Genomic DNA, 22,522 nt, shown 5'->3' with positions numbered 1-22,522 from the left:
GCCGCGCCGGAGTTCAGGCGAGCGCGCGAACGGGAACCGAGCGGAACCCGCCCATCGGAGGACGTTCCTCGACGGGTGCGCCCGCCAGGACCAGCCGGCGAAAGTCGGAATGAAGCGCCCGCACGAGTTCGCGCAGCTCCATGCGAACGAGCGGTCGTCCCGGGCAGACGTGCGGGCCGACGCCGTAGACGAGGTTGTGCGCGGCGTTGCCATGCGGGTCGAAGGCGTCGGGGTCCCTGAAAACCCCCGGATCCCGATTCGCGGCGCGCCAGTCCAGCGTGACGCGCTGACCGGTTCGCACCCGGGAGCCACCGGCCTCGACGGGACAGGTGGCGACCCGGCGGCTCGAGGTGAACGGATCGTTCCGGCGCAGGAGTTCCTCGAGACCTTCGTCGAACCGCGGATCCGACGACTCGTCCCGCAGGCGCCGGTCGATGCACTCGTGCGCCGCGAGGTCGTGGACGATGACACCCACGCACTGGGCGATCGACGCGAGGTCTCCGCCCGTCCAGTTGCGCAGGATCGAAACGACCTCCGCATCGGTCAGCGGGCGCCCGGCGCTCGTGTCGTGCAGCAGCCGGTCGGTGACGTCCCGCGAACCGTCCGAGTCCCGGCGCTCCTCGAGCAGCGGCAGGACGAGCGCGTCGAACCGGCGCGCCGCGTCCTCGGCGTGCGCAGGGTCACCGCTTCTCATGCTCTCGAACTTGTCCTTCAACCACTCCAGCAACGGCTCCTCGAGCGCGGGCGTCCAGCCCAGCCAGGCGACCTGCGCCCGGACCGCGAAGCGGCCGCCGAGTCCGCCCACCGCGTCGAAGACCTCTCCGGGGCGGATCGACCCCGTGAGTTCGCAAGCCACCCGCCGACAGGCCGGCTCGAACTCCGCAAGCGCCCCGGGGGTGAAGTACCGGTCCACGAGCGCACGGAATCGGTCGTGCTCCGCGCCGTCGAGTCCGTTCGGGATCTGAAGAAAGCGGGAGGCGGCATTAGAGAAACGAACCGGGTCTGTGGCGACCCGGACGACTTCGGCGTGCCCGCTGACCGTCACGGCGTCCGCGGGAACGGACGTCCCGGTCGGGCCTGCCGGACCCGCGTTCGGATCGGAAGTGCTCATGCGTCTCCATGCGATCGGCGTGAGGTTCTGGAGTCTCGTGTCCCGCGGCCGGGGCGCGTCGTCGCAATAGGGTCGTCGCGCGCACCGCAGGACTTGACGGAGCGTGATCACGAGCCGGGTCTTCGGTCGGACCCCGGGTACGCGCACGTGCGTCCATCCTGGTGGAGTGCGCGGCGAACGGGCCCGTCGAAGGACCGAAGGCTCGTCGAGCATCGCCGCGCGTCCCAATCGAGGGTGCGGAATGTACACCCTGAAGCGCGATTTGCCCCGGCAGTCGGAAGCTCGGCGGTCGAGAAGCGACGGCGTCACCACCGCGCGATCCGATCTGGTGGCGCTCGTCCTGCTGGCCGGAGCCTGCTTCGCCGACCTGCAGACCGGGTACGAGCTTTCCTCGTCGCTCTTCTACATCATTCCCGTCGCGTACGCGGCGTGGTTCACGGGTCGGGCACGGGGCATGGGCGTCGCGGTCATGAGCGCCGCCGCGTGGCTCGTCTGCCAGCGCGTCGGCGGCATGCCCTTCTCGAGGCCCGGGATCCTGTTCGCCAACGCCGCCGCGGAGCTTGCGATCTACTTCGGAACCGCCTGGACGGTCTCGCGCGTCGCGGCCGACGCGGATCTGCAGCGCCGGCTCACGGCGCACGCGAACGAGGCCCGCGAGGCGCTCGACCGGGAGTTCCTCGCGGTCGGCCAGTTGCAACGTGGACTCCTGCCCCGGGAGCTTCCCCGCATGCCCGGTTACGCATGGGAGGTGCACTACGCGACCAGCACCCGGGCGGGCGGCGACTACTATGACGGATTCCGTCTGCAGGACGGACGCGTGGGCGTGGTCGTCGCCGATGCGACCGGACATGGCGCTCCCGCGGCGGTCCTGATGGCGATGGGCCGCGCGCTGCTCGGCGCACAGCCCTCGGCCATGTCTCATCCGGCCGAAGTGCTCGAGCGGCTGAACCAGCAACTGGGAAGGATGCTCCCTCCCGGCTGGTTCCTGACCGCGGCCTACCTGACCCTCGATCCCGGGAGCGGCCGGTTCGAGTACGCGTTGGCGGGCCACGACCCACCCCTCATCGTGCGCGCCCGCGACCGAAGCGTCGCGCCGCTCGAGGATCGCGCGGGCCTGCCGCTGGGTCCCTTTCCGGATCGCCGGTACGTGGCCGGCGAGGAACTTCTGGATCCCGGCGACACGCTGGTGATGTTCACCGACGGGGTCACCGAAACGATGAACGCCTCGAACGAACTGTTCGGCCTCGAACGCCTCCGCGCGAGCCTGGCGTCCACGGCGGCGGCGGACCTCGCGGAGGTCCAATGCGAGCTGCTGGTCCGGCTCGACCGGCATGCCGGAGGCAGACCGCGGGAGGACGACACGACGATCGTGCTTCTCCGCCGCCTCGCGAGCGAGTGAGGCCCGGCGGCTCCCGGCGACCGCGTCCGCGGGGGCGTGACCCTGAAAGCGATGTGGCCCGTGCCGGGGGCCGCCACGCGTCGCTTGCGGTCCCGCACGCGGGGCGCTACACGTCGCCGCCATGAACGCGCTTCGTGCCGCCACGCTCTGCCTCGGCCTCGCGACGCTCGCCGGCTGCGGCAGTGGCGCCTCGCCCACCGCCCCGGGAGGCGCGGGCGCGGACAGTGTCGCGCTCGTGCCCGATCTCACCGACCTGCCGCTATTCCCCGTGGACAACTGGTGGAACCTCGACATCTCCTCCGCGCCCGTGGACCCGGGCTCCGCCGCGTTCATTGATTTCGTCAGCGGCCGCACCCCGGGCAACCCGACGGCCACGCGCTCCATGCACCCCGACTTCGGGCCGCCACCTTTCGGAATGCCCTACGTCGTGGTCGGGGCGAACCAGCCGCTCGTTCCGGTCACATTCTCGCCGTACGGCAGCCAGAGCGACGCGGGAGCTCCCGGACGCCCGGCCGGCTACCCGATTCCCGCGATCGCGCGCACGCAAGCCGGGTACATCGAGGGCGCGATCGCGGGTGGCGGTTCGAGCGGTGACCGGCACCTGTTGATCGTGGATCGATCCCGGCGCCTGCTCTTCGAAACCTGGGCCACGCGCTGGAACTCGTCGGCTGCCCGATGGGAGGCGGGCTCCGGGGCGACGTTCGACCTCTCCTCGAACGCCCGCCGACCGGACGGCTGGACTTCCGCCGACGCCGCCGGGCTGGCGATCCTGCCGGGGCTCGTGCGCTGGGACGAATCCGTCTCGGGGGCGGCGATCGGGCACGCGTTCAGGGTCACCGTGCGCGCGACCAACGGCAGCGTCTGGCCGGCATCACACGTCGCGGGCAACACCGCCGGTGCGCTCCCCATGGGCGCGCGGTTGCGCCTCAAGCCGGGCGTGGACCTGAGCGGCTTCACGCCGCAGGTCCAGCGCATCTTCCAGGCGATGAAGACCCACGGCCTGATCGTCGCGGACAATGGTAGTGATTTGTTCGTTTCGGGAACGATGGATGCGCGCTGGAACAACGACGTGCTGAATCCCGCCTTCGCGAGCCTGACGGCGGACGACTTCGAAGTGGTTCAACTCGGCTGGGGCGCTCCGACCGGCGCGCGAAAGTGACGCTCGGCGTCGGGGACGCCTGAGGCCGGATCGCGAGGCGCGAGCCCCGACCGGGCGGTCCCTCGCGGTCGCGTCCCGCGCCGGACCGAGATTGTCGTTGAGGCGCCGCGGGCCAGCCGATAGCTTCGCCGAACCTGCCTTGCGACAGCGCACGCAGGGCGCCCGGCCCGGGACGCGGGCTCGTTTCGAAGGCCGCTGGCGAAGTCCATCAGGAGGGTTCGTGAGCCAAACCAGTTCGTCATCCGACGCGGCGACGTCCGATCCGTTCGAGAAGTTCAAGGCGAATCAGCGTGCGTCGTGGGCGCACTTCGGTCCCCTGGCGGTCTTCACGACCCCGTCGGCGGCGCGGCTGGTGCGCTTCGCGGGCGTGCAGCCCGGACAGCGTGTGCTCGACGTGGGGTCGGGCACGGGCGTCGTCGCGGTGACGGCGGCGCGGCTCGGGGCGAAAGTGACCGCCGCGGACCTCACGCCGGAGTTGATCGATCAGGCGCGCCACAACGCGGAGATCGCCGGGGTGGCGGTGGACTGGCACGAAGCCGACGTCGAGGCGTTGCCGTTCGCGGATGCGCAGTTCGACGTCGTGCTCAGCCAGTTCGGTCACATGTTCGCGCCGCGGCCGGATCTCGCGATCGCCCAGATGCTGCGCGTGCTGCGGCCCGGTGGCACGATCGCGTTTTCGACCTGGCCGCCGGACCAGTTCGTGGGCCGCCTGTTCGCGCTCACCGCACGCTACGCGCCCCCTCCGCCGCCGGGCGTCGCGCCGCCGGTGCAGTGGGGCGACCCGGGAGTCGTCCGGGAGCGCCTCGGGGCCGCGGTGCGGGAGATCGTTTTCGAACGCGACCTCATGCTGGTCAACACCCTGAGCCCTCAGCATCTTCGGTACGCCACCGAGCGAACCGCCGGCCCGGTTCTGAAACTGGTCGAGTCGCTCGAGAAAAGCGACCCGGCAAAACTGGCCGAGTACCGCCGCGAGAGCGACGAGCTGGCCTCGAGCTACTTCGAGTCCAACGGGATGCGACAGTCGTACCTGATGACCCGCGCGACCAAGGTCTGATCGCACGGTCCGGCCTCGCGCCTAGATGCGTCCGAAGGGCCCGTGGGCGTCCGCCCACGGGCCCTTCCAGTTCGCCGCGCGCGGACCGCGGGGCCCGCACCCCGCCTGCTCCGATCAGCGGATTCGAACGAGCCGTTCGCCGCGCGTGCCCCACGGCGTGACGAGCCGTACGAAGTAGAGCCCGCCGCCCGCGTGGCGGCCGTCGAGCGTCGTGCCGTTCCACGACCGCGCGTGCGCTCCGGCGGACATCATCCCTTCGTCCGACCACACGCGGCGGCCCGAGAGATCGAAGATCTCGAGTCGCACCTCACCCGCCGCCGGCAACGTGAAGGCGATCCGAGCTTCACCCGCGCTCGGATTGGGCGAAGGGCTCGAGAGCGCGAGCACGAGCGGGCCGGCGTCCACCGCCGTCGTGCCGCTGCCGATGCGGAACAGCGCCGCGCTGGCGGCCGTCCCGCTGTTGGCGCCGGGGTCGTAGGCGGTCACCCGCACGCGCGCGCTGTCCGTCTCGACGGCCGGAACGGTCCACGCGTAGGTGCCGCTGTTGTCGAGTCCGCTCGCCACCGGCTCCCAGGGGCCGGCGTCGCCGTGGGCCGAGTACTCGATGGTGATGGTGGCGACCGCGAGGTTGTCCGTGGCGGTCCATGTGATGTCGTGCAGGCTGCCCTGGGCCCAGGTCTCACCCCCCGCCGGGGCCGTGACCGCGACGACCGGCGCCGCGACGTCGAGGAACGTGGCCGCGATGGCATGGTCGGCGGCGACCGCGTCGAAGGTGTAGCTGGAGATCGCACCCGCCGGCACGCCGTCCACGAGCACGTCGCCGATCGTGAAGCCGGTGCCCGGCGAAATGTTGAAAGTCGCACTGGCGCCCTCGGACACGCCGACGACACCCGAGGGCGTGATCGTGCCCCCGACCTCCGCGCTGGCCGCGACCGTCCACCAGTCGACCGTGAACGAGCTGAAGCTCGAGTCGGCGCCGAGATTGCCCGCGGCGTCGCGGGCAACCACGCGCACGCGGGCCTCGGTCGTCGCCGTCGCCGGCACGACCCACGCATAGGAGCCGGTGTTGGGGGCGGAAGCGGCGATGGGCAGCCAGGAGGAGCCGTCGTCCACGGACCACGCGAGGTCCACGCCGGTGACGCCGGTGTTGTCGCTCGCGGTCCAGGTCAGTGTGTGGGACGAGCCGACCTTCCAGGTCTCTCCGCCGACCGGCGAAGTGAGGCTGGCGACCGGCGCCTGCACGTCGCCGCCCGGCGTGCCGGAGTTCGTGAACGTGTCGGCGAAGCCGTTGCCGCGAATCGTGTCCACGCCGCCGGGCTCCCACGTCGCGGAGATGACGACCTGGCCGCCCGAGACCTTGTCCCAGCCGGCGAGCGGCGCGACGCCCGCGCCGGTTTCGGTCCAGTAGGTATGGGTTCCGGCGTTGTGCAGCCGCCCGATGGCCGAGGCGGTCGGGTGGCCGTAGCTGTTGCCGTTGCCGCACGACACCACGGCGACCTTGGGCTGGGTCGCGTTGAGCCAATCGGTCAGGCTCGAGGTGGCCGAGCCGTGATGGTGGACCTTGTACACCTCGATCGGCCCCATCGCCGGAGCTTCCGGGGACTCGACGTTCCGGTAGCTCCCGGAGTTGGCCCCGGGCGTGTCACCGCCAAACGACATGTCGAACTCGCCGTAGCTGACCTTGAGCTGCAGCGACGAGGAGTTCTCGTCGCCCGACGCTCCGGGCACGCCGGCGCCGTTGAGGTCGATGACCTTGATGAAGACCGGGTGCGCCGACAGCGAATCGAGCGTGAGGACCTGGTTCTTCACGAGCGTGCGGCGCTTGCTGCCGGCGGTGTTGACGTAGGTCGTGTAGGTTCCGGAGGAGTACGAGCCGCCGCGATCCCAGGCGTAGCCCAGCGTCGCGACGCCTCCCGCCCCGAAGATCGTGCCGAACAGGCCGATGTGGTCGGCGTGGTAGTGGCTCGCGAAATGGTAGTCCACGTGCGTGACGCCCAGCGCCTGCAGCTGCTGCGGAACCTTCACGCCGCTCGCGGGCGTGGGGTTGCCGTACACGCCGTCGTCGATCATGACGACCTGCCCGAGCGGGCTGATGAGCACCGCCCCGTCGCCCTGGCCGACATCGAGGTGGATGATCTGAAGACGGCCGTTGGGGGTGACGGCGGTGGCGGGGGCGGCGAGGCAGGCCGCGACCAGCAGCGCCGCGCCGGTGCTGCGGAAGGCTCGGATCGGGGGCATCGCGTCTCTCGGGCGCCGGAGACGCTTCGGGGGCGTTTACGGTGCCGTGCTGGTCCGGAACTCCCTCCCGCCTCCGGTCGAAGGCCGGGCAGGAGTCCCGAGGGTGCTGAAACTGGCGCGAAATGCTAGCAGGTGTGAGGGGTGCGTGTCGAAGGCGACCTGGATGCTTCCCCCGGGGACTCACGGGCTGGGGATCGAACGTGTCCGAGGGGTCAGGCCGGAAGCGATCCGATGCCAGCGCTCGAGCAGGCCGTCGATGCGCCGCCGGCAGGCCCGCCACGCGTCCTTCGCTCCCTGGGTCGGCTCGCTGTCGGCGGATTGCACGGTCGTGAACAACGAGCCGAGCGAGCCGGCCATACCCGAGAGGCTCGCTTCCCCGCGCCCGGCGATCGCGCGCAGCGAATCGGCCGTGGCCGGGTCGATCGCGTCTCCGGCCTCGTTCAGGGTGCGCAGGATCAGGTCGTGCGCCGACCACACCTCCTGCAACGTCGAATCGAGGGACCGGGAGAGGGCGAGTTGTTCCTCGAGTCCCGCCATCGGCACCGAGAGACGGGGGTCGAGCCTGACCTCGAGCGGCTGCGAAACGCGCCTTCCTCCGGCTTCGAGCGTCACCCGGTAACGACCGGGGAGCACGAACGCGCCACCGGGCAGGATCGGAGTGCCGCGTGTCCTGACCGCCGCGATCGAATAGCGGAACGACCGAACGGCCGGGCGTGGAAACTGCAGATTCCACACGAATCGGTGCATGCCGGGACCGGCCGGCGGCCGAGAAGCCGTCCCGATCCAGTCCTGCTCGAAGTAGGCGCGCGCGCCCAGCGATTCGGGTTTGGCGTCACTGCGAAATCGCCGCACGATCCGGCCGGCGGCGTCCTCGACGGTCAGGGTCACGGGGCCTTCCGTGCCGGGGGCGAGCCAGTAATCGAGCACCGCGCCGGTCGGCGGATTCTCGCCGAGCGGGGTCTCGGGCGGCGGTGGCGTGTCTCGGTTCTCGCTGGCCCGCATGCGCACGGCGGGCGCGGGAGCGAACAGATGCACGGGCTCGAGCGTCGCTCCCGAGGCGATGCCGCGCAGCGGCGTCACGTCGTCGAACGACCAGATGGCGCGCCCCTGGGTCGCGGCGAGCAGGTCGTCGCCGTGCGCGAGCAGGTCGCGCACCCACGTCGTCGGGAAGCCGTTCGCGAGCGGTTGCCATCGTTCGCCGTCGTCGAAGGACACGTACACGCTGCGGTTGGTCCCGGCGTAAAGCAGTCCGGGCGTTCGGCGGTCGCAGCGCACGACCGAAACGAACTCGTCCGCCGGCAGGCCGTGGCCGATCTCACGCCAGCGCTCGCCCCCGTCGTCCGTCGCGTAGGCGAGCGGCGCGAAGCGGTCGAGCCGGTGGGTGTCCACGGCGATGTAGGCAACGGCGGGATCGAGCGGCGAAAGGTCCACCGAGGCGATGGTTCCCCACGCCGGCAGCCCCGGCGGGGTCACGTCCCGCCAGCTGGCGCCGCCGTCGCGCGTCTTCTTCACGAGTCCGTCGTCCGTGCCGACCCAGACCACCGCGGAATCGAGCGGCGAGGGAGCGATGCTGTAGATCACGCCGTAGCCGCAGCGCCGGGCCTGGTCGAGCGCGGGGTCGGCGCACGGTCCCGCGCCCTCCTCGCGGCCGCTCAGGTCGGGGCTCACCACGTCCCAGTGGCGGCCATCGTCCAGCGAGCGGAACAGGCACTGGGCGCCCAGGTACATCGCGTGCGGAGGAAGCGGCGAAAGGACGAGCGGAGTGATCCAGGTGTAGCGATACTTCACCTTCGTCGGGTCGGCGCCATAGGTGCTGAGCGGCCACGCCGAGACGTTGGCGCTCTGTCGCGTTTCGGCGTCGAAGCGTGACACGCCCCCTCCCAGTCCGCTGCCGAAAACGGTCCGCGGGTCGCCGGGCTTGGGCACCATGTAGTCGCGCTCGTCCCCGCCCACCGGGTGCCAGTCGCGCTCCTCGATCACGCCGTAAGCGCCCCGGCTGGCGATTGCGACCGTGCCGTTGTCCTGCTGGCCGCTGTAGATGTGATAGGGAAACCGGTCGTCGGCCGCGAGGTGATAGAACTGCCCGGTGGGCTGGTTGTACCAGCTGGACCAGCTTTCGCCGCCGTTCAGGCTGACCGCGGCTCCCTGATCGGCGCCGGTGATCAGGCGCCGGTCGTCCGCGGGATCCACCCACAGCGCGTGGTAGTCGTCACCTCCTGGAGACCCGCGAGCGACGACGAACGTCGCCCCGGCGTCGCGGGACTCGCGCAGGGACTGTCCCGAGAGCCAGATGCGCCGCGGGTCCCGCGGCGACACCCAGAGCCGGCCGAAGTAGCCGCTCGCCAGGCTTCCGTCCGGGTTGACGAGTCGCCACGAGTCGCCCGCGTCGTCGCTGCGGTAGAGGCCGCTTCCCGCCGGGCGCCCGGCGGCACCGGTCGCCGAGTACACCTGGACCAACGCATAGACCGTGCGGCCGGCGCTGCCGCGCGGAACGGCGACGCCGATGCGCCCCACCTGTCCCTCGGGCAGTCCGCCCGCGAGTCGCCGCCAGCTCTCGCCGCCATCGGTGCTCTTCCATACCGCCGAGCCGCGGCCCCCCATCGGCATGAAGTAGTCGAGCCACGGGTGCATGCGGATCTGCCAGGTGGCGGCGTACACCACCGACGGCTGCAGCGGGTCCCATGCGAGGTCCACCGCACCGACCGAGTCGGGTGTCGCGAGCGTCCGCCGCCAGGTCCGTCCCCCGTCGCGCGTCAGGTAGACGCCGCGTTCGGGGCCCGGGCCGAAAACGTGGCCGAGAGCCGCCACGATCACCCGGTTCGGATCCCGCGGGTGCACCAGCAGGTCGCCGATGTGCGCGGTGTTCGACAGCCCGACCGGACGCCACGTCGTGCCCGCGTCGTCGGAGCGGTAGACACCTTCGCCCGACATGATGTCGAAGCGGGTCGTCGCCTGACCGGTTCCGGCATAGAGGACGCGAGCATCGGAGGGCGCGACGGCCAGCGCACCGATGGAGGAGGCGCGCTCCGCCTGCAGGCTGGCCCGCCAGGTGCGCCCGGCGTCCGTGGTCTTCCAGACCCCGCCACCAGCGCCGCCAAAGTAAAAGGTGAGCGGATCGCCGGAAACCCCGGTCACCGCGGTCGCCCAGCCGGCGCGGAACGGGCCGACCTGCCGCCAGCTCACGTCGGGCATCGGCAGCGGTGAGGCCGTGTCGGAGTGAGCCCAGCAGGCGCCCGTCACCATCATCAGGAAGGCGAGGGACGAGAGGGTGCCGCTGCTCGCGAATCGGCGTTGGACCGACGCAGGCTCTTCCATGTCACCTCCCTGGATCCGTTGTTTCGCCGTCGCCGAAAGGTAGCGCAGAGGACCGGACCTCACATCTGCGTTGTTTGTGCGCGCACGGCACGGCACAATGCGTTCGTGCCGCCCGATGCCACCCGACACGGAGGTCTGGTCGCTCCCGACCTTCCACAGGCCCAGCGCGCCGATGGCCCCGCGCTCCTGCACGCCGTGTTCGAGCGAACCGCGCTCGCGCACGCCGCGGCCGCAGCGATCGAAATTCCGCCCGGCCCGCGCCGCCCCGGACGAAGACGGCTCACCTACGCGCAGGTCAGCGAACGGGTCGCGGTGCTCGGTGCGCGGCTCGCGTCCCGGGTGCGCGACGAAAGCATCGTCGCGCTCGCACTGCCGCGCGACTCCGCGGCGATCTACGTCGCGCAACTGGCCGTGATGACTGCGGGCGGCGCGTACACGGTCGTGGACCCCGCGCTCCCGCCCGAGCGCGCCCGCTTCCTGCTCGAGGACTGCGAAGCCGTGGCGGTGATCGCACGCGCGCGCGAAATCGCATGGCTCGCGTCCCTCGGAGTTCCGCGGGAGCGGATCATCGAGGTGGACGAGGACGGCGCCCCGCTCGGGAACTCCACGAACGGCAACGACGCGGCCGGACATCGGACGCCGGATCCCGCCTCGCTTGCTTACGTGATCTACACCTCGGGCACTTCGGGCCGGCCGAAGGGCGTGATGATCGAACACCGCGGCATCGTGAACCTCGTCGAGTCCGACCGGCGCTACTTCGATCTCGGGCCCGGCGACCGCGTCGCGCAGAGTTCCTCCTGCGCCTACGATTCGTCGGTCGAGGAGATCTGGCTCGCTTTCGGTTCGGGCGCGACGCTCGTGCTCATGGACGACGACGCGGTCCGTCTCGGGCCCGATCTCGTGGGCTGGCTGAAGGACGAGGAGATCAGCGTGTTCTGCCCGCCCCCCACCCTGCTGCGCATGACCGCCTGCGAGGATCCGCGGGCGGCGCTTCCGCGGCTGAGGCTCCTTTATGTGGGGGGCGAGGAACTGCCGGCGGACGTCGCCGCGCGCTGGGCCCCGGGCCGGCGGCTCGAAAACGGCTACGGCCCGACGGAATGTTCGGTCACGGTCGTGCGCACGCCGGTGCGGGCGGGCGAGCCGGTCCTGATCGGCTGGCCCGTCGAGGGAAACCGGGCCTACGTGCTCGACGAGGACCTGAAGGAGGTCGAACCCGGCGCCTCCGGCGAACTGTGCATCGGAGGGCCGGGGCTGGCGCGCGGCTACCTGCGGCAGCCGGCGCTCACCGCCGAGCGGTTCATCGAGCATCCACGCTTCGGCCGGCTCTACCGCACCGGCGACCTGGTCCAGCAGCGGGCCGGCGGCGCGCTCGCCTACCTCGGCCGCTCGGACTCGCAGGTCAAGATTCGCGGACACCGCGTCGAGTTGAGCGCGATCGAGGCGCAGCTCTGTGACTGCGAAGGCGTGATCGCCGCGGCCTGCGCGCTGCAGGGCGATGCGCCGGCGCGCGAGCTGTCGGCGTTCCTGGTCACCGACGCCGCGCATCCCGCCGACCTGTCGCTCGTTCGAGAGCGCATGCGCGCGACGGTCCCCGACTACATGCAGCCCGTGCACTACGCCCTCGTGGCGTCGCTGCCGACGCGCGACGCCAGCGGCAAGCTCGATCGCTCCGCGCTGCCCGATCTCGGTCGCGCGGGACGGCCGGGTGCGGGTGCGGCGGACCCGGCCGAGACCGGCGCGACGGCGATCGAGCGCGCCGTGCTCGCCGCATTCGCCCGGCACGTCCCGCACGCCGGGTCCATCGGGCTCGCGGACGACTTCTTCCTCGACCTGGGTGGCAATTCGCTGGTCGCGGCACAGGTCGTCTCGACGCTACGCGGCGACCCGGCGACCTCCTCGCTGACCATGCGGGACCTGTACGAGGCGCGCACCGCCGCGGCGCTCGCGGCGCGTGCGAGACCCGCGCCCGAAGCAGCGGACGCTTCGGCGGCCGGGCGGACCGCGCTCGCCTCGGTTGCCGGCGCGGGCTCGGCCGGCGCGCTCGCGCAGCTGGGCTGGATCGCGGCCACGCTCGTGCCGGTCTCGGCGTTCGCCTTCGTGGCCGTGTTTGCCCTGCTGCCGGCGCTGGAGCGCGCGCTGGGAACGCTCACGCTCCTGCTGCTCCTGCCCCTCGTGGGGTTCGCGGCGGAGCTGGCGTGGCTTCCGGTCTCGCTCGGCCTCACGGTCCTGGCCAAGACGCTGCTGATCGGGCGCTACCGGCCCGGCCGGCACCGCTGGCTGGGCAGCTTCCACGTCCGCCACTGGATCGTGGTCCACCTCGCGCGCACGATTCCATGGCCTCTGGTGCAGGGCAGCGAGCTCGGCAACGCCTGCCTGCGGGCGCTGGGTGCGCGCATCGGGCGGAACGTGCACGTGCACCGGGGCGTGGACCTGATGGGCGGCGGATGGGACCTGATGGACCTGGGCGACGGCGCGACGCTCGGCAGGGACGCTTCGCTCGGCGTCGCCGAGTACCACTCGCGGGAACTTGTGCTGGCGCCCGTCACGATCGAGTCCGGGGCAACGCTCGACACCCGCGCGCACGTCGCGGGCGGCGCCCGGCTCGGGCGCGACGGCTACCTCGGCTGCCTCTCCCTGCTGGCCGAAGGCGAGACGTTGCCCGCGGGTGAATGCTGGGCCGGCGTGCCGGCCGAGCGCGTCGGAGCCGCGCCCGCCGCCAGCGCGGAAGCCACCCGTTCCGCGCCGTGGCCCGCCGCGCTGCACGCCGCGGCTCTGATCGGCGCGCGGGCGCTGTTCGCGTGGGTGCCGCTTCTGCCCGGATTGCTGCTCGCGGCCGTCTGCCTCTCGCCCGCGGCGCCCGGCACCGGGCTGCTGCCGGCGCCGCTTCGCGACCTGCCGATCGCGCTTGCGCCTCTGCTGCTGGTCGCCGGCTACGCTCTTTCGCTGCCGGCCGAGGCCCTGCTCGCACGCGCCTTCGGTCGCGTGCGCGAGGGGGACCACCGCCTTCGGGGAGCGATGGGCATCGCGCTGGCGATGAAGGAGCGCGCTCTCGAAACGGCGAACGGGGCGCTCAGTGGAACGCTGCTCTGGCCGTGGTGGCTGCGTTCGGCGGGCGCGAAGGTCGGCCGCAAGTGCGAGATCAGCACGATCATGGAGTCGGTGCCCGAGCTGCTGGAGATCGGCGACGAGTGCTTCCTCGCCGACGGCATCTATCTCGGGCGCCCGCGGCTCCACCGCGGCTTCGCGGAGTGCCGACGGACTCGCCTTTCGCGGAACACCTTCCTCGGCAACCACGTCGTCGTGCCGGCGGGCGCCGAGTTGCCCCCGGACATCCTGCTCGGCGTCTGCACGGTGGCGGACCCCGGGACCATCCGGTCCGGCTCCTCCTGGTTCGGCAATCCGCCACTCGAGCTGCCGCGCCGCGAGGTGTCGGCGAGCGAACGTGAGCTGACCCACGATCCGACCTGGGACCGCCTCCTGACGCGCGTCGTGTTCGAATCGGTTCGGCTGGTGCTGCCGCTGGTGCCGCTGGCCCTCGCCTGGAGCTGGTTCCGCGCGGTGCCATCGTGGCGTGACGCGCTCCCGCTTCCCGCCTTCCTGCTTCTCGCGCTCCCCGCATCGCTGGTCGCGCTCGGCGCCGCCCTGCTGTCGCTGGTGGTGCTCGTCAAGTGGTTCGTGATGGGACCGATTCGGGAGGGGCGGCACGCCCTCTGGTCGTGCTGGTGCTGCCGCTGGGACGTGCTGTTCGAGGTCTGGGCGGCGTGGGCGGTGCCGGTCGTCGCCGCGTTCGAGGGCACGCCGTTTCTCGCCTTCTGGCTGCGCGCGATGGGCTGCCGGGTCGGGCGTGGCGTGGTCTTCGGCGGGCCGTTCCTGCAGGTCGTGGACCCCGACATGCTCGAGGTCGGCGACGGCGCGACCGTCTCGTGTCACCTGCAGTCGCACAGCTTCGAGGACCGCGTGCTCAAGCTCGCGCCCGTCCGAATCCGCGCCGGGGCCGATGTCGGGCGTGGCGCGGTGCTGCTCTATGGCGCGGACATCGGCGAGGGTGCGGCGGTGGCCGAGAACAGCGTCGTCATGAAGCGCGAGCGGCTCCTGCCGCAGGTCGGCTACGTGGGCTGTCCAACGCGACCCGCGGGCATTGGCGCAGGGCGATGAGCACGCGCATGCTCGATTCGCCCGCGCCGGCCGCCGCCGCGTGCGATCGCGTGGAGGTCTGGCGGGTCGCGCTCACGGCGGACGGGAAGGGCGGCGACCTGACGCACCCGTTCCTCGACGCGGCGGAGCGAGCGCACGCGAAGCGCCTGCGCCACGGGGCCGCCTCGTGGGCGGCGGCCCGTGCGGCGCTGCGCGCCGTTCTCGGTCAATCTCTCGGGGTCGAGCCGCGCGCCCTGACGTTCGGTGTGGATGCGGCAGGGCGTCCGCGACTCGCCCCGGGCCACGGTCTGGACCTGCGCTTCAGCCTGTCGCACACCGATGGCGTCGCGCTCATCGCACTCCGGCCGGGGCGAAACGTGGGTGTGGACGTCGAACGGGTGCGGGGCGACGTGGACGAGCCCGCCGTTGCGGGACTCGTGCTCGGAGCGGCGGTGCGCGCGCAACTGGCATTGCTCGCCGGCGCGCGCCGGCGCGAGGCGTTCTTCCGCGCCTGGGTTCGCCGCGAGGCCCTGGCCAAGGCGTGCGGGCGGGGAATCGCGACGGCCGCGGATGCCGGCGACGGCGCGAGCTACTCGGTGCGCGACCTCGCCGGCATCGAAGGCTGCGCGGCCGCGGTGGCGTCGGAGGGCGAATCGTGGACGCTCGCACGCGTGCGCGCGAGGAGCCCGCTCCCCCGCTGAGGCGAAAGGCGCGGTTTCACTCGTGCTCCGTCAGCTTCCGCCGGCGTCCTTCGGCCAGGCGATCGTGAGGAGCACCGTGCTCTCCTCGACGGCCTCCACGTCGTGGGGCAGGTCGTGATCGAGGGCGAGCAGGTGGCCCGCGGGCAGCTCCACGAGCCGGTCCGCGAGCTTCACGCGCACGGCCCCGGTCACCGTCTGCACCGAGATGCGCCCGCTGGTGTGGTGTTCGCGCAGGTTCGTCCCGGCCTTCATCACCATGAAGACGACGCGCAGGTCGGGATGCTTGACCAGCGTCACCGCGTTGCGGCCGTGCTGAACCCATGGTCCTTCGCGCCGCAGGCGCGCCGCCTCCTCGGCGAAATCGAATTGGAGCACGGGGTCCGCCAGCGGGCGGGACGGCCGAGTCGCACTGAGGCTGACCTGGGGCTGAAGCCGGCCCGCCTCACCGGGTTTGTCCGACATCGTCTTCTCCTTGTCGCGCCGGTGCGGTTCGCGCCCGGCCACGCCGCCACCCTAGTCCGGGGGCAGACCGGGAGCAAACCGCGCCCGCCCGTCAGAGCGTTGCGGCGGAGAATGTGTCGCCCTGCGACAGATCTCCCGTCTCAAAACCCTTGCGGAACCAGCGCGCGCGCTGGGCGGAAGTGCCGTGCGTGAACGAGTCGGGGGTCACGGTGCCGGTCGCCTGACGCTGCAGCCGGTCGTCGCCGATCGCGCTGGCCGCGTTCAACGCCTCCTCGAGGTCGCCGGCTTCGAGGATCTGCTTCGCCCGCTCGGCGTGATGCGCCCAGACGCCTGCGAAGAAGTCCGCCTGCAGTTCAAGCCGGACCGACAGGCGGTTGAACTCCTCCTGCGAGACACGGCCGCGCGCCCCGGCAACCCGTTCCGAGATGCCGAGCAGGTTCTGAACGTGGTGACCCACCTCGTGGGCGACGACGTAGGCCTGCGCGAAATCGCCGGGGGCGCCGAAACGGTCGCGCAGCTCGTCGTAGAAGGCGAGATCCACGTAGACGCGCCGGTCCGCGGGGCAGTAGAACGGCCCGGTCGAGGATCCCGCGACGCCGCACCCCGATTCGACCTGGTCCCTGAACAGGACGAGCGTCGGCGGCTCATACGTCCTTCCGGCCTGCCGGAACAGGTCCCCCCAGACGTCCTCTGTGTCCTTGAGCACGACCGCCACGAACTCCCGGCCCTCGTCCGGCGCGTTCGCCGGCGCTCCCGGGCTCGCGGGCGCGCCGGTCGTCACCTGCGACTGCCCGGCGAGCTGCAGCAGCTGCCTCGGGTCCCCGCCGAGCAGCAGGAACGCCACGACCAGCACGACCGTCCCCAGCCCCCCGCCCACGATCAGCCCGCCCGGGCGGGCGCCACGGCGGTCGTCGACGTTTCCGCTCTGCTCGCGTCCCTTCCAGCGCATCGCACCCTCCTTTCGCCGGCCAGGTCCGGCGACCGGGGCAGGATGCCTCACCGGCCCTCGCGGCGTGAAGTTCCGGTTGATCGGGCCGCCCCCGCGGGATCACCATGGAGCCATGCGGGTGCGCGGGCGCCCGCGATGCGAGCCCCCGGGAATCCTTCCCCACCTGAGGAGGCAGCCATGGCCCGAGTCGCCGAGATTCTCGCCTCGAAGGGCGGCCACGTGCGCCGCACGAGTCCGGAAACCACCGCCTACGCCGCGATCGCCGAGATGCTGGCCCAGGGCATCGGCTCGTTGCTCGTCACCGAGGGCGACGCGATCGTCGGCATCTTCACCGAGCGGGACTACCTCAGGCGCGTCCTGCTGCAGGACCTCGACCCGCGCGCGACGCGCGTCGGCGACGTCATGACGTCGCGCATCGTGTGCGTCGAGCCGTCGCGCCCCATCGCGGACTGCATGGCGATCATGACGCGGCAGCGCTTCCGGCACCTGCCCGTCGTGGACGACGGCCGGCTGGTCGGCGTGGTCTCGATCGGCGACGTGGTCAAGCACCTGTCGGCCGAGCGCGAGGTCGAGGTCCGCTACCTGACGGACTACATCAGCGGCCGGTTGTGAGGATCGGGTGGGCCCGCACGGGCCCGCCCGTCCGCGTCACTTCTTCGGCAGTTTCGCGAGCAGCACCTCGACGGCCTTCTCGAGCTGCTGGTCGCGTCCGGCGGCCCACAGCGCCGGGTCCGGCTCGACCTCGTAGTCCGGCTCGAGCTGCTTGTTCTCCATGACGTCCCCGGCCATGTCGATGAGCGAGACCTCGGGAATGCCGAAGACCAGGTCGCGATTCTGCAGCCGCTCCCACCAGACGGACGTGCACGTGCCAGGCACCGGCATGCCGACCGTCTGGCCGAGTCCGAGCTGCGTGTAGGCCATCGGGAAGCAGTGAGCGTCGGAGTAGTTGCCCTCGCTCATCACCACGATGGAGGGTTTGGTCCAGCGGTTCGACGGCTCGCTCCCGATCTGCCTTCCGCGCGGGGCGTTGCGCGCGTACTCCTTGCCGCTCAGGAAGACCGTCAGCGCTTCGACGAGATTGCCGCCGCCATTGAAGCGCGTGTCGAGCACGATGGCTTCCTTGTCCGCCGACCTGCCGAAGACCTCCTCGTACATCTCGCGGTAGGCGCCGTCGTTCATGCCGCGGATGTGCGCGTAGCCGAGCCGGCCGCCCGACAACCGCTCGACGAGTTCCCGGCGCTGCTTGAGCCAGCGCAGGTACAGCAACCGGGACTGCGCGCCCCAGCTGATCGGCGTCACGGTCTCGTCCCAGCGCGCGCCGCTGCGGGGGTCCCTCAGCGCCAGTCGCACGCGCGTGTCGGCCTTGCGATTCAGCAGGCGGTACCAGTTCGAGCCCGCGGGAATGGGGGCGCCGTCGATCGCCTCGAGGACGACGCCGGCGGCGATCCGCGAGCCCGACTGCTGCAGCGGGCCTCCTTCGAGGACCTCGAGGATCCCGACGCCGTCCCCGGCGTGCTTCGGGTCCGGGAAGAACCCGAGCGCGGCGGTCTGGTCGCCGTCCGTGCGCATCGGCCGGTAGCGGCCGCCGCTGTGCGAGGCGTTCAGCTCGCCCTGCATCTCGGAGATCAGGTCCGCGAAGTCGCGGCTGTTGTCGATCGCCGGCAGGAACCGGGCGTAGGTCCGCTTCATCGCGACCCAGTCCACCCCGTGCATGGCCGGGTCGTGGAACTTCTTCAGCGTCTGGCGCCAGACATGCTCGAACATGTAGGCGCGTTCGGCCGAGGCGTCGAGATCCATGCGCGCCGAGGCGGCGACCGGCGTGCTCTTGCCGGATTCCAGGTCCACCGTCGAGAGTCGCCCGTTCGCGAGCACGAAGGCCTTCTTGCCGTCCTTGTCGAGCTCGAACGCCGCGTCGTCGGCACCGAGCTTGGCGACGAGCTTGGCCTCCTTCTCGCGCGGGGTGTACCGCCACAGGTCGAATCCCTTCTCGAAGCGCGCGAGGTAGTAGAGCTTCTCGCCATCCGGCGACAGCGCGGCGCCCCCGAGGCTGGCCGAGTTGAGCGACAGCCGCACGATCCGGTCGTCGAGGTTGCCGAACTCGATCGCCACCGGCTCGGCCGCCTTCGGCCCCGCCGGTTCGGCGCTCGCCTTTCCCTTTGCGCTCGTCGCCACCGCGGGCTTGCCCTTGTCCTGGTCCTTCTCCTTCGCCTTGAGCTGATCGAACGCGGCTTCGTCGAGCCGGAACCGGTCCCAGGCCCGGGTCGTCAGGAAGGCGGCGTACACGTCCATCTCGCGGCCCTGATTGGCGTGCGAGCGAAGCCCGTTGCGATCGGTGCGCCAGAACAACACTTCACCTTTGCGCGCGAATCGCGGTTGTTCGTCCTCGTAGCCGCTGTGCGTCACGTTCACGAGCTTGCCCGTTCCGGACGAGGGAATCAGTCCCACCTCACTCGACCAGCGCGTCGGGCTGAGGAAGTTGACGGCGAACCACTTTCCGTCGGGCGACCATTCGAACCACTGGTCGCCGTCGATGTACGAGTAGTTCATGTCGCCCGGGAGGATCGTGCGGATGGCGCGCGTCTTCAGGTTGAGCACCTTGAGCGTCGTGCGCTCCTCCAGGTAGGCGACCTCCTGCCCGTCCGGGGAGAAGCGCGGCTGGAACGCCTCGGTCTCGGCCTCGAGTACCGGGGTCTCCTTGAAGGCGGTCGCGTTGAAGAAGTTGGGTTCGTCCTTGTCGGTGAGATCGGTGCGGTAAAGCTTCCAGCTCGAGCCGCGCTCCGAGGCGTAGATCAGGCTGCGGCCGTCGGGAGAGAAACTGACCGAGCGCTCCTGCTCGGGTGTGTTCGTGATCCGGCGCGTGGTGCCATGTTCGGTCGAGGCGACGAACACCTCGCCACGGGCGATGAACGCGATTTCGCCGCCGTCCGGCGACACCTCGAACTCGCTGATCTGCGCCGTCACGTCCACGGAGGCGGTTTCGCGATCCCGGCGGTCGGCCGCGATCAGCACCTCGAGCTTGCGCGGTTCGCCGGTCGCGGCCGGCCGCACCCACAACTCGCCGTCGAACGCGTAGCACAGGTCGCCGCCGTTCGACGCCGACAGGAAGCGCACGGGATGCGTGCGGTGTGAAGTGACCTGGACCGGCGTCTTCGGGTTCGCCAGATCGAGCTTCCAGACGTTGAAGGAGCCGCTGCGCTCGGAAAGGAAGAACAGCGAGTTGCCGTCCGGGCCCCAGACGGGCTGGCGATTGTCGTTGCCGAACTCGGTCAGGCGCGTGTGGCGGTTGGCCGCCACGTCCCACAGCCAGACGTCGCGCGCGAAGGCGGAATGGTCGTGCTTTCGCCATTCCATCTCGAAGCCGCGCTGGTCGGAGTAGGCGAGCCGCCTGCCGGTGCGATCGAAGGCTGCGTAGAGAGCGGGCGTCGTCAGCACCTGCACGGGCATGCCGCCGTCCAGGCCGACGCGGTAGAGCTCCGGCTGGGCCGGGCTCGGGAACTGCGCGTTGGAGGCGGCGTCGAGCACCGAGGCCGTGAACAGCACGGAACGGCCGTCCGGGGCGAAGCTGGTCGGGGTCTCGTCGCTGGAGTGGAACGTCAGGCGCGTGGCTTCCCCGCCTTCGGACGGCATCACGAACACGTCGAAGTTGCCGTCGCGGTCGGAGGCGAAGGCGATCTTCGAGCCGTCCGGCGACCACACGGGCATGGTGTTGTGGGAGGCCCCGACCGTGAGCGCCGTCGCGATGCCGCCGGTGGCGGCGACCTTCCACAGGTTGCCCTTGTAGCTGAAGGCGATGCTGTGTCCGTCCGGCGAGATCGAGGGGTAGCGCATCCACAGACCGCGTTCGACCGCGACGGCCGGAGCGGGGACCACGAGCGCGAGCGCCATCACGACGCCCGCCGCCCGGACGATGCTTCGTGCGAACTTCGACATGACCTCTCCTGCGAGGGGGGAACGCGCGGGCTCGTCCGGAACGCCCCGGAGAACCACCGTGGGCCGCCGCGGTCGGGACGGCCCGCCGTGCGGCGCGACGCGCCGATGTATACCGCAACGGCAGAGCGGACCCCGGCGGCCGCACGGTGAAGAGTGACGAACGCGGCGGCGCGGGCGGCTGAACGGGGAGGCCGTGGCGAGCCTCGCTCGAGCCGGGTCTCGATGTCGCGCGGGCGGGCCCGACCGGGAAAGGATGGTGGCCGGCCGGCCGGCCCGATAGAGTGCCGGCCTCGGGACCCGGGCCGACCCCCACCATGGCTTCGGAGAGGCACGACGCCCGCGCGGTCGCGCTCCCGCTCACGGGCGCGCGATCCGGTTTCCGTCCACGAAAGGAGCCTCCGCATGTTGCGGCCGCACCGCCTGTCGTCGCCCCTCCTTCTCGCTTCGCTGTTCCTCGCCTCCCTCGCGCCGGACTGCGGCGCCGCCCGCCTGTTCGACGGCATGGGCCGCCATCATCGGACCGTCTCGACCTCGTCGCGCGAGGCTCAGCGCTGGTTCGACCAGGGCCTCGTGTGGGTGATGTCGTTCAACCACGACGAAGCGATCCGCTCCTTCACCGAGGCGGCGCGGCTCGACACGGGCTGTGCGATGGCCTGGTGGGGTGTGGCGCTCGCGAACGGACCCCACATCAACAATCCCGCCATGTCGCCCGAACAGTCTCAGGCGGCCTGGAAGGCGATCGCCCGGGCCAAGGCCTCGGTCGCGAGCGCCTCGCCGGTCGAGCAGGCGCTGATCTCGGCGCTCGCCGCGCGCTACGCGGAAGCACCGCCGTCCGACCGCCACGGGCTCGACCAGGCGTATGCGGACGCGATGCGCGACGTGTGGAAGCGCCACCCCGCGGATGCGGACGCGGGAGCCCTGTTCGCCGAGGCGCTCATGGACCTGCGTCCCTGGGACCTCTGGCAGGCGGACGGCTCGCCGCAGCCCGGCACCGACGAGATCCTCGCCACCCTCGAACAGGTGCTGAAGCAGGCGCCGGACCATCCGCTCGCGAATCATCTGTGGGTGCACGCCGTGGAGGCCTCGCCCCACCCCGAGCGCGCGCTGGCCGCCGCGAACCGCCTGCGGACGCTCGTGCCGGCCGCCGGGCACATGGTGCACATGCCGGCGCACATCTACAGCCGCGTCGGGCGCTGGGCCGACGCTGCGGCGGCCAACGAGCGCGCGATCGCGGTGGACCGGCGCTACCGGGCGCTCTCGCCCCGGCAGGGCTTCTACAGCGTCTACATGGCCCACAACCGCCACTTCCTGTCGTGGGCGTCGCAGATGGAGGGCCGCTCCGCCGAGGCGCTGCGGGCTTCACGCGAGATGCTCGCGAACCTCCCGCCCGACTTCGTGCGTGAGTCGTCGTTCTTCGCCGACGGCTTCATGACGATCGAGCTGGAAACGCTCATGCGCTTCGGACGCTGGGACGAGCTTCTCGCGATTCCGGAAGGTCCCGACTACCTGCCGATCACCCGCGCCTTCCGGCGTTTCGCCCGGGGCACCGCGTACGCCGCGCTCGGCAACCTGGAGGACGCCGGGCGCGAGCAGTCGGCGTTTCGTGACGCGATGGGCGGGGTGAGCGAGGAGATGATCGTCGGCAACAACCCGGGTCGGCTCGTGCTGTCCATCGCCGATCACCAGCTCGCCGGCGAGATCGCGAACCGCAGGGGCGACGTCGAGACGGCGGTGCGCGAGCTCGGCGAAGGGGTGCGCATCGAGGACTCGCTGCGCTACGACGAATCGCCGGACTGGCTGCTGCCGGTGCGCCATGCGCTCGGTGCGGTGCTCGTGCGCGCCAGGCGCTGGCCTGAGGCGGAAGCCGTTTATCGGGCCGACCTGGTGAAGAATCCGGAGAACGGCTGGGCGCTGTGGGGGCTTTCGCGCTCGCTGCGCGCCCAGGAAAAGCTCGCCGAGGCGGACGCCGTGCAGGCCCGCTTCCGCAAGGCCTGGAAGCGGGCGGACGTCTCGCTCGAGAGCACCTGCTACTGCCAGGTCTGGAACTGAAGCGCGGGCGTCGCGTTCCCC

13 protein-coding genes are annotated in these 22,522 nt (G+C 71.4%); 7 read left to right on the top strand and 6 right to left on the bottom strand.

What is annotated here, in order from left to right; translation table 11 throughout:
• Nucleotides 1-13: 13 nt before the first annotated feature.
• Nucleotides 14-1,111, bottom strand: a complete 1,098-nt coding sequence (locus tag IT347_01340; protein ID MCC6348220.1) for a cytochrome P450 — start codon at nt 1,109-1,111, stop codon at nt 14-16.
• Between the two features lie 241 nt (nt 1,112-1,352).
• Here IT347_01340 and IT347_01335 point away from each other — a divergent pair, with 241 nt between their 5' ends.
• From IT347_01335 to IT347_01325, 3 genes are all read left to right on the top strand, one after another.
• Nucleotides 1,353-2,510: a SpoIIE family protein phosphatase gene (locus tag IT347_01335; GenBank protein ID MCC6348219.1), complete on the top strand. Its 1,158-nt coding sequence runs from the start codon at nt 1,353-1,355 to the stop codon at nt 2,508-2,510.
• 121 nt (nt 2,511-2,631) lie between these two features.
• Complete coding sequence (locus IT347_01330; GenBank protein MCC6348218.1) at nt 2,632-3,669, top strand: hypothetical protein; 1,038 nt, start codon at nt 2,632-2,634, stop codon at nt 3,667-3,669.
• 220 nt (nt 3,670-3,889) lie between these two features.
• Nucleotides 3,890-4,723, top strand: coding sequence for a class I SAM-dependent methyltransferase (locus IT347_01325; GenBank protein MCC6348217.1), 834 nt, complete (start codon nt 3,890-3,892; stop codon nt 4,721-4,723).
• A gap of 114 nt (nt 4,724-4,837) precedes the next feature.
• On the opposite strand, the gene IT347_01320 is transcribed toward IT347_01325, so the two are convergent.
• Together IT347_01320 and IT347_01315 are read right to left on the bottom strand one after the other, a co-directional pair.
• A complete protein-coding gene (locus IT347_01320) occupies nt 4,838-6,961 on the bottom strand; it encodes a hypothetical protein (protein MCC6348216.1) in 2,124 nt (707 codons plus the stop codon).
• A 180-nt stretch (nt 6,962-7,141) separates the two neighbouring features.
• Nucleotides 7,142-10,276 carry a hypothetical protein gene (locus IT347_01315; GenBank protein MCC6348215.1) on the bottom strand — a complete coding sequence of 1,045 codons (3,135 nt, stop codon included), beginning with the start codon at nt 10,274-10,276 and terminating at the stop codon, nt 7,142-7,144.
• 195 nt (nt 10,277-10,471) lie between these two features.
• Between IT347_01315 and IT347_01310 the strand changes: the two genes are divergently transcribed.
• Both IT347_01310 and IT347_01305 read left to right on the top strand, forming a co-directional pair.
• Entirely contained in the window at nt 10,472-14,431 is a 3,960-nt protein-coding gene (locus IT347_01310) for an amino acid adenylation domain-containing protein (protein MCC6348214.1), read from the top strand.
• Nucleotides 14,428-15,111, top strand: coding sequence for a 4'-phosphopantetheinyl transferase superfamily protein (locus IT347_01305; GenBank protein MCC6348213.1), 684 nt, complete (start codon nt 14,428-14,430; stop codon nt 15,109-15,111). Before IT347_01310 ends, IT347_01305 begins: the two co-directional genes overlap by 4 nt.
• 30 nt (nt 15,112-15,141) lie before the next feature.
• On the opposite strand, the gene IT347_01300 is transcribed toward IT347_01305, so the two are convergent.
• Entirely contained in the window at nt 15,142-15,450 is a 309-nt protein-coding gene (locus IT347_01300; protein ID MCC6348212.1) for a hypothetical protein, read from the bottom strand.
• A gap of 214 nt (nt 15,451-15,664) precedes the next feature.
• Entirely contained in the window at nt 15,665-16,522 is an 858-nt protein-coding gene (locus tag IT347_01295) for a zinc metallopeptidase (protein MCC6348211.1), read from the bottom strand.
• 177 nt (nt 16,523-16,699) lie between these two features.
• Here IT347_01295 and IT347_01290 point away from each other — a divergent pair, with 177 nt between their 5' ends.
• Entirely contained in the window at nt 16,700-17,134 is a 435-nt protein-coding gene (locus tag IT347_01290; protein ID MCC6348210.1) for a CBS domain-containing protein, read from the top strand.
• A gap of 36 nt (nt 17,135-17,170) precedes the next feature.
• On the opposite strand, the gene IT347_01285 is transcribed toward IT347_01290, so the two are convergent.
• Complete coding sequence (locus IT347_01285) at nt 17,171-20,452, bottom strand: PD40 domain-containing protein (GenBank protein MCC6348209.1); 3,282 nt, start codon at nt 20,450-20,452, stop codon at nt 17,171-17,173.
• Between the two features lie 402 nt (nt 20,453-20,854).
• Between IT347_01285 and IT347_01280 the strand changes: the two genes are divergently transcribed.
• Entirely contained in the window at nt 20,855-22,501 is a 1,647-nt protein-coding gene (locus tag IT347_01280; GenBank protein ID MCC6348208.1) for a hypothetical protein, read from the top strand.
• The last annotated feature ends 21 nt before the right edge of the window (nt 22,502-22,522 follow it).

The sequence above is a fragment of the Candidatus Eisenbacteria bacterium genome, from assembly GCA_020847735.1.
Classification (GTDB): domain Bacteria; phylum Eisenbacteria; class RBG-16-71-46; order RBG-16-71-46; family RBG-16-71-46; genus CAIXRL01.
This window is presented reverse-complemented; position numbering and strand designations above follow the sequence as displayed.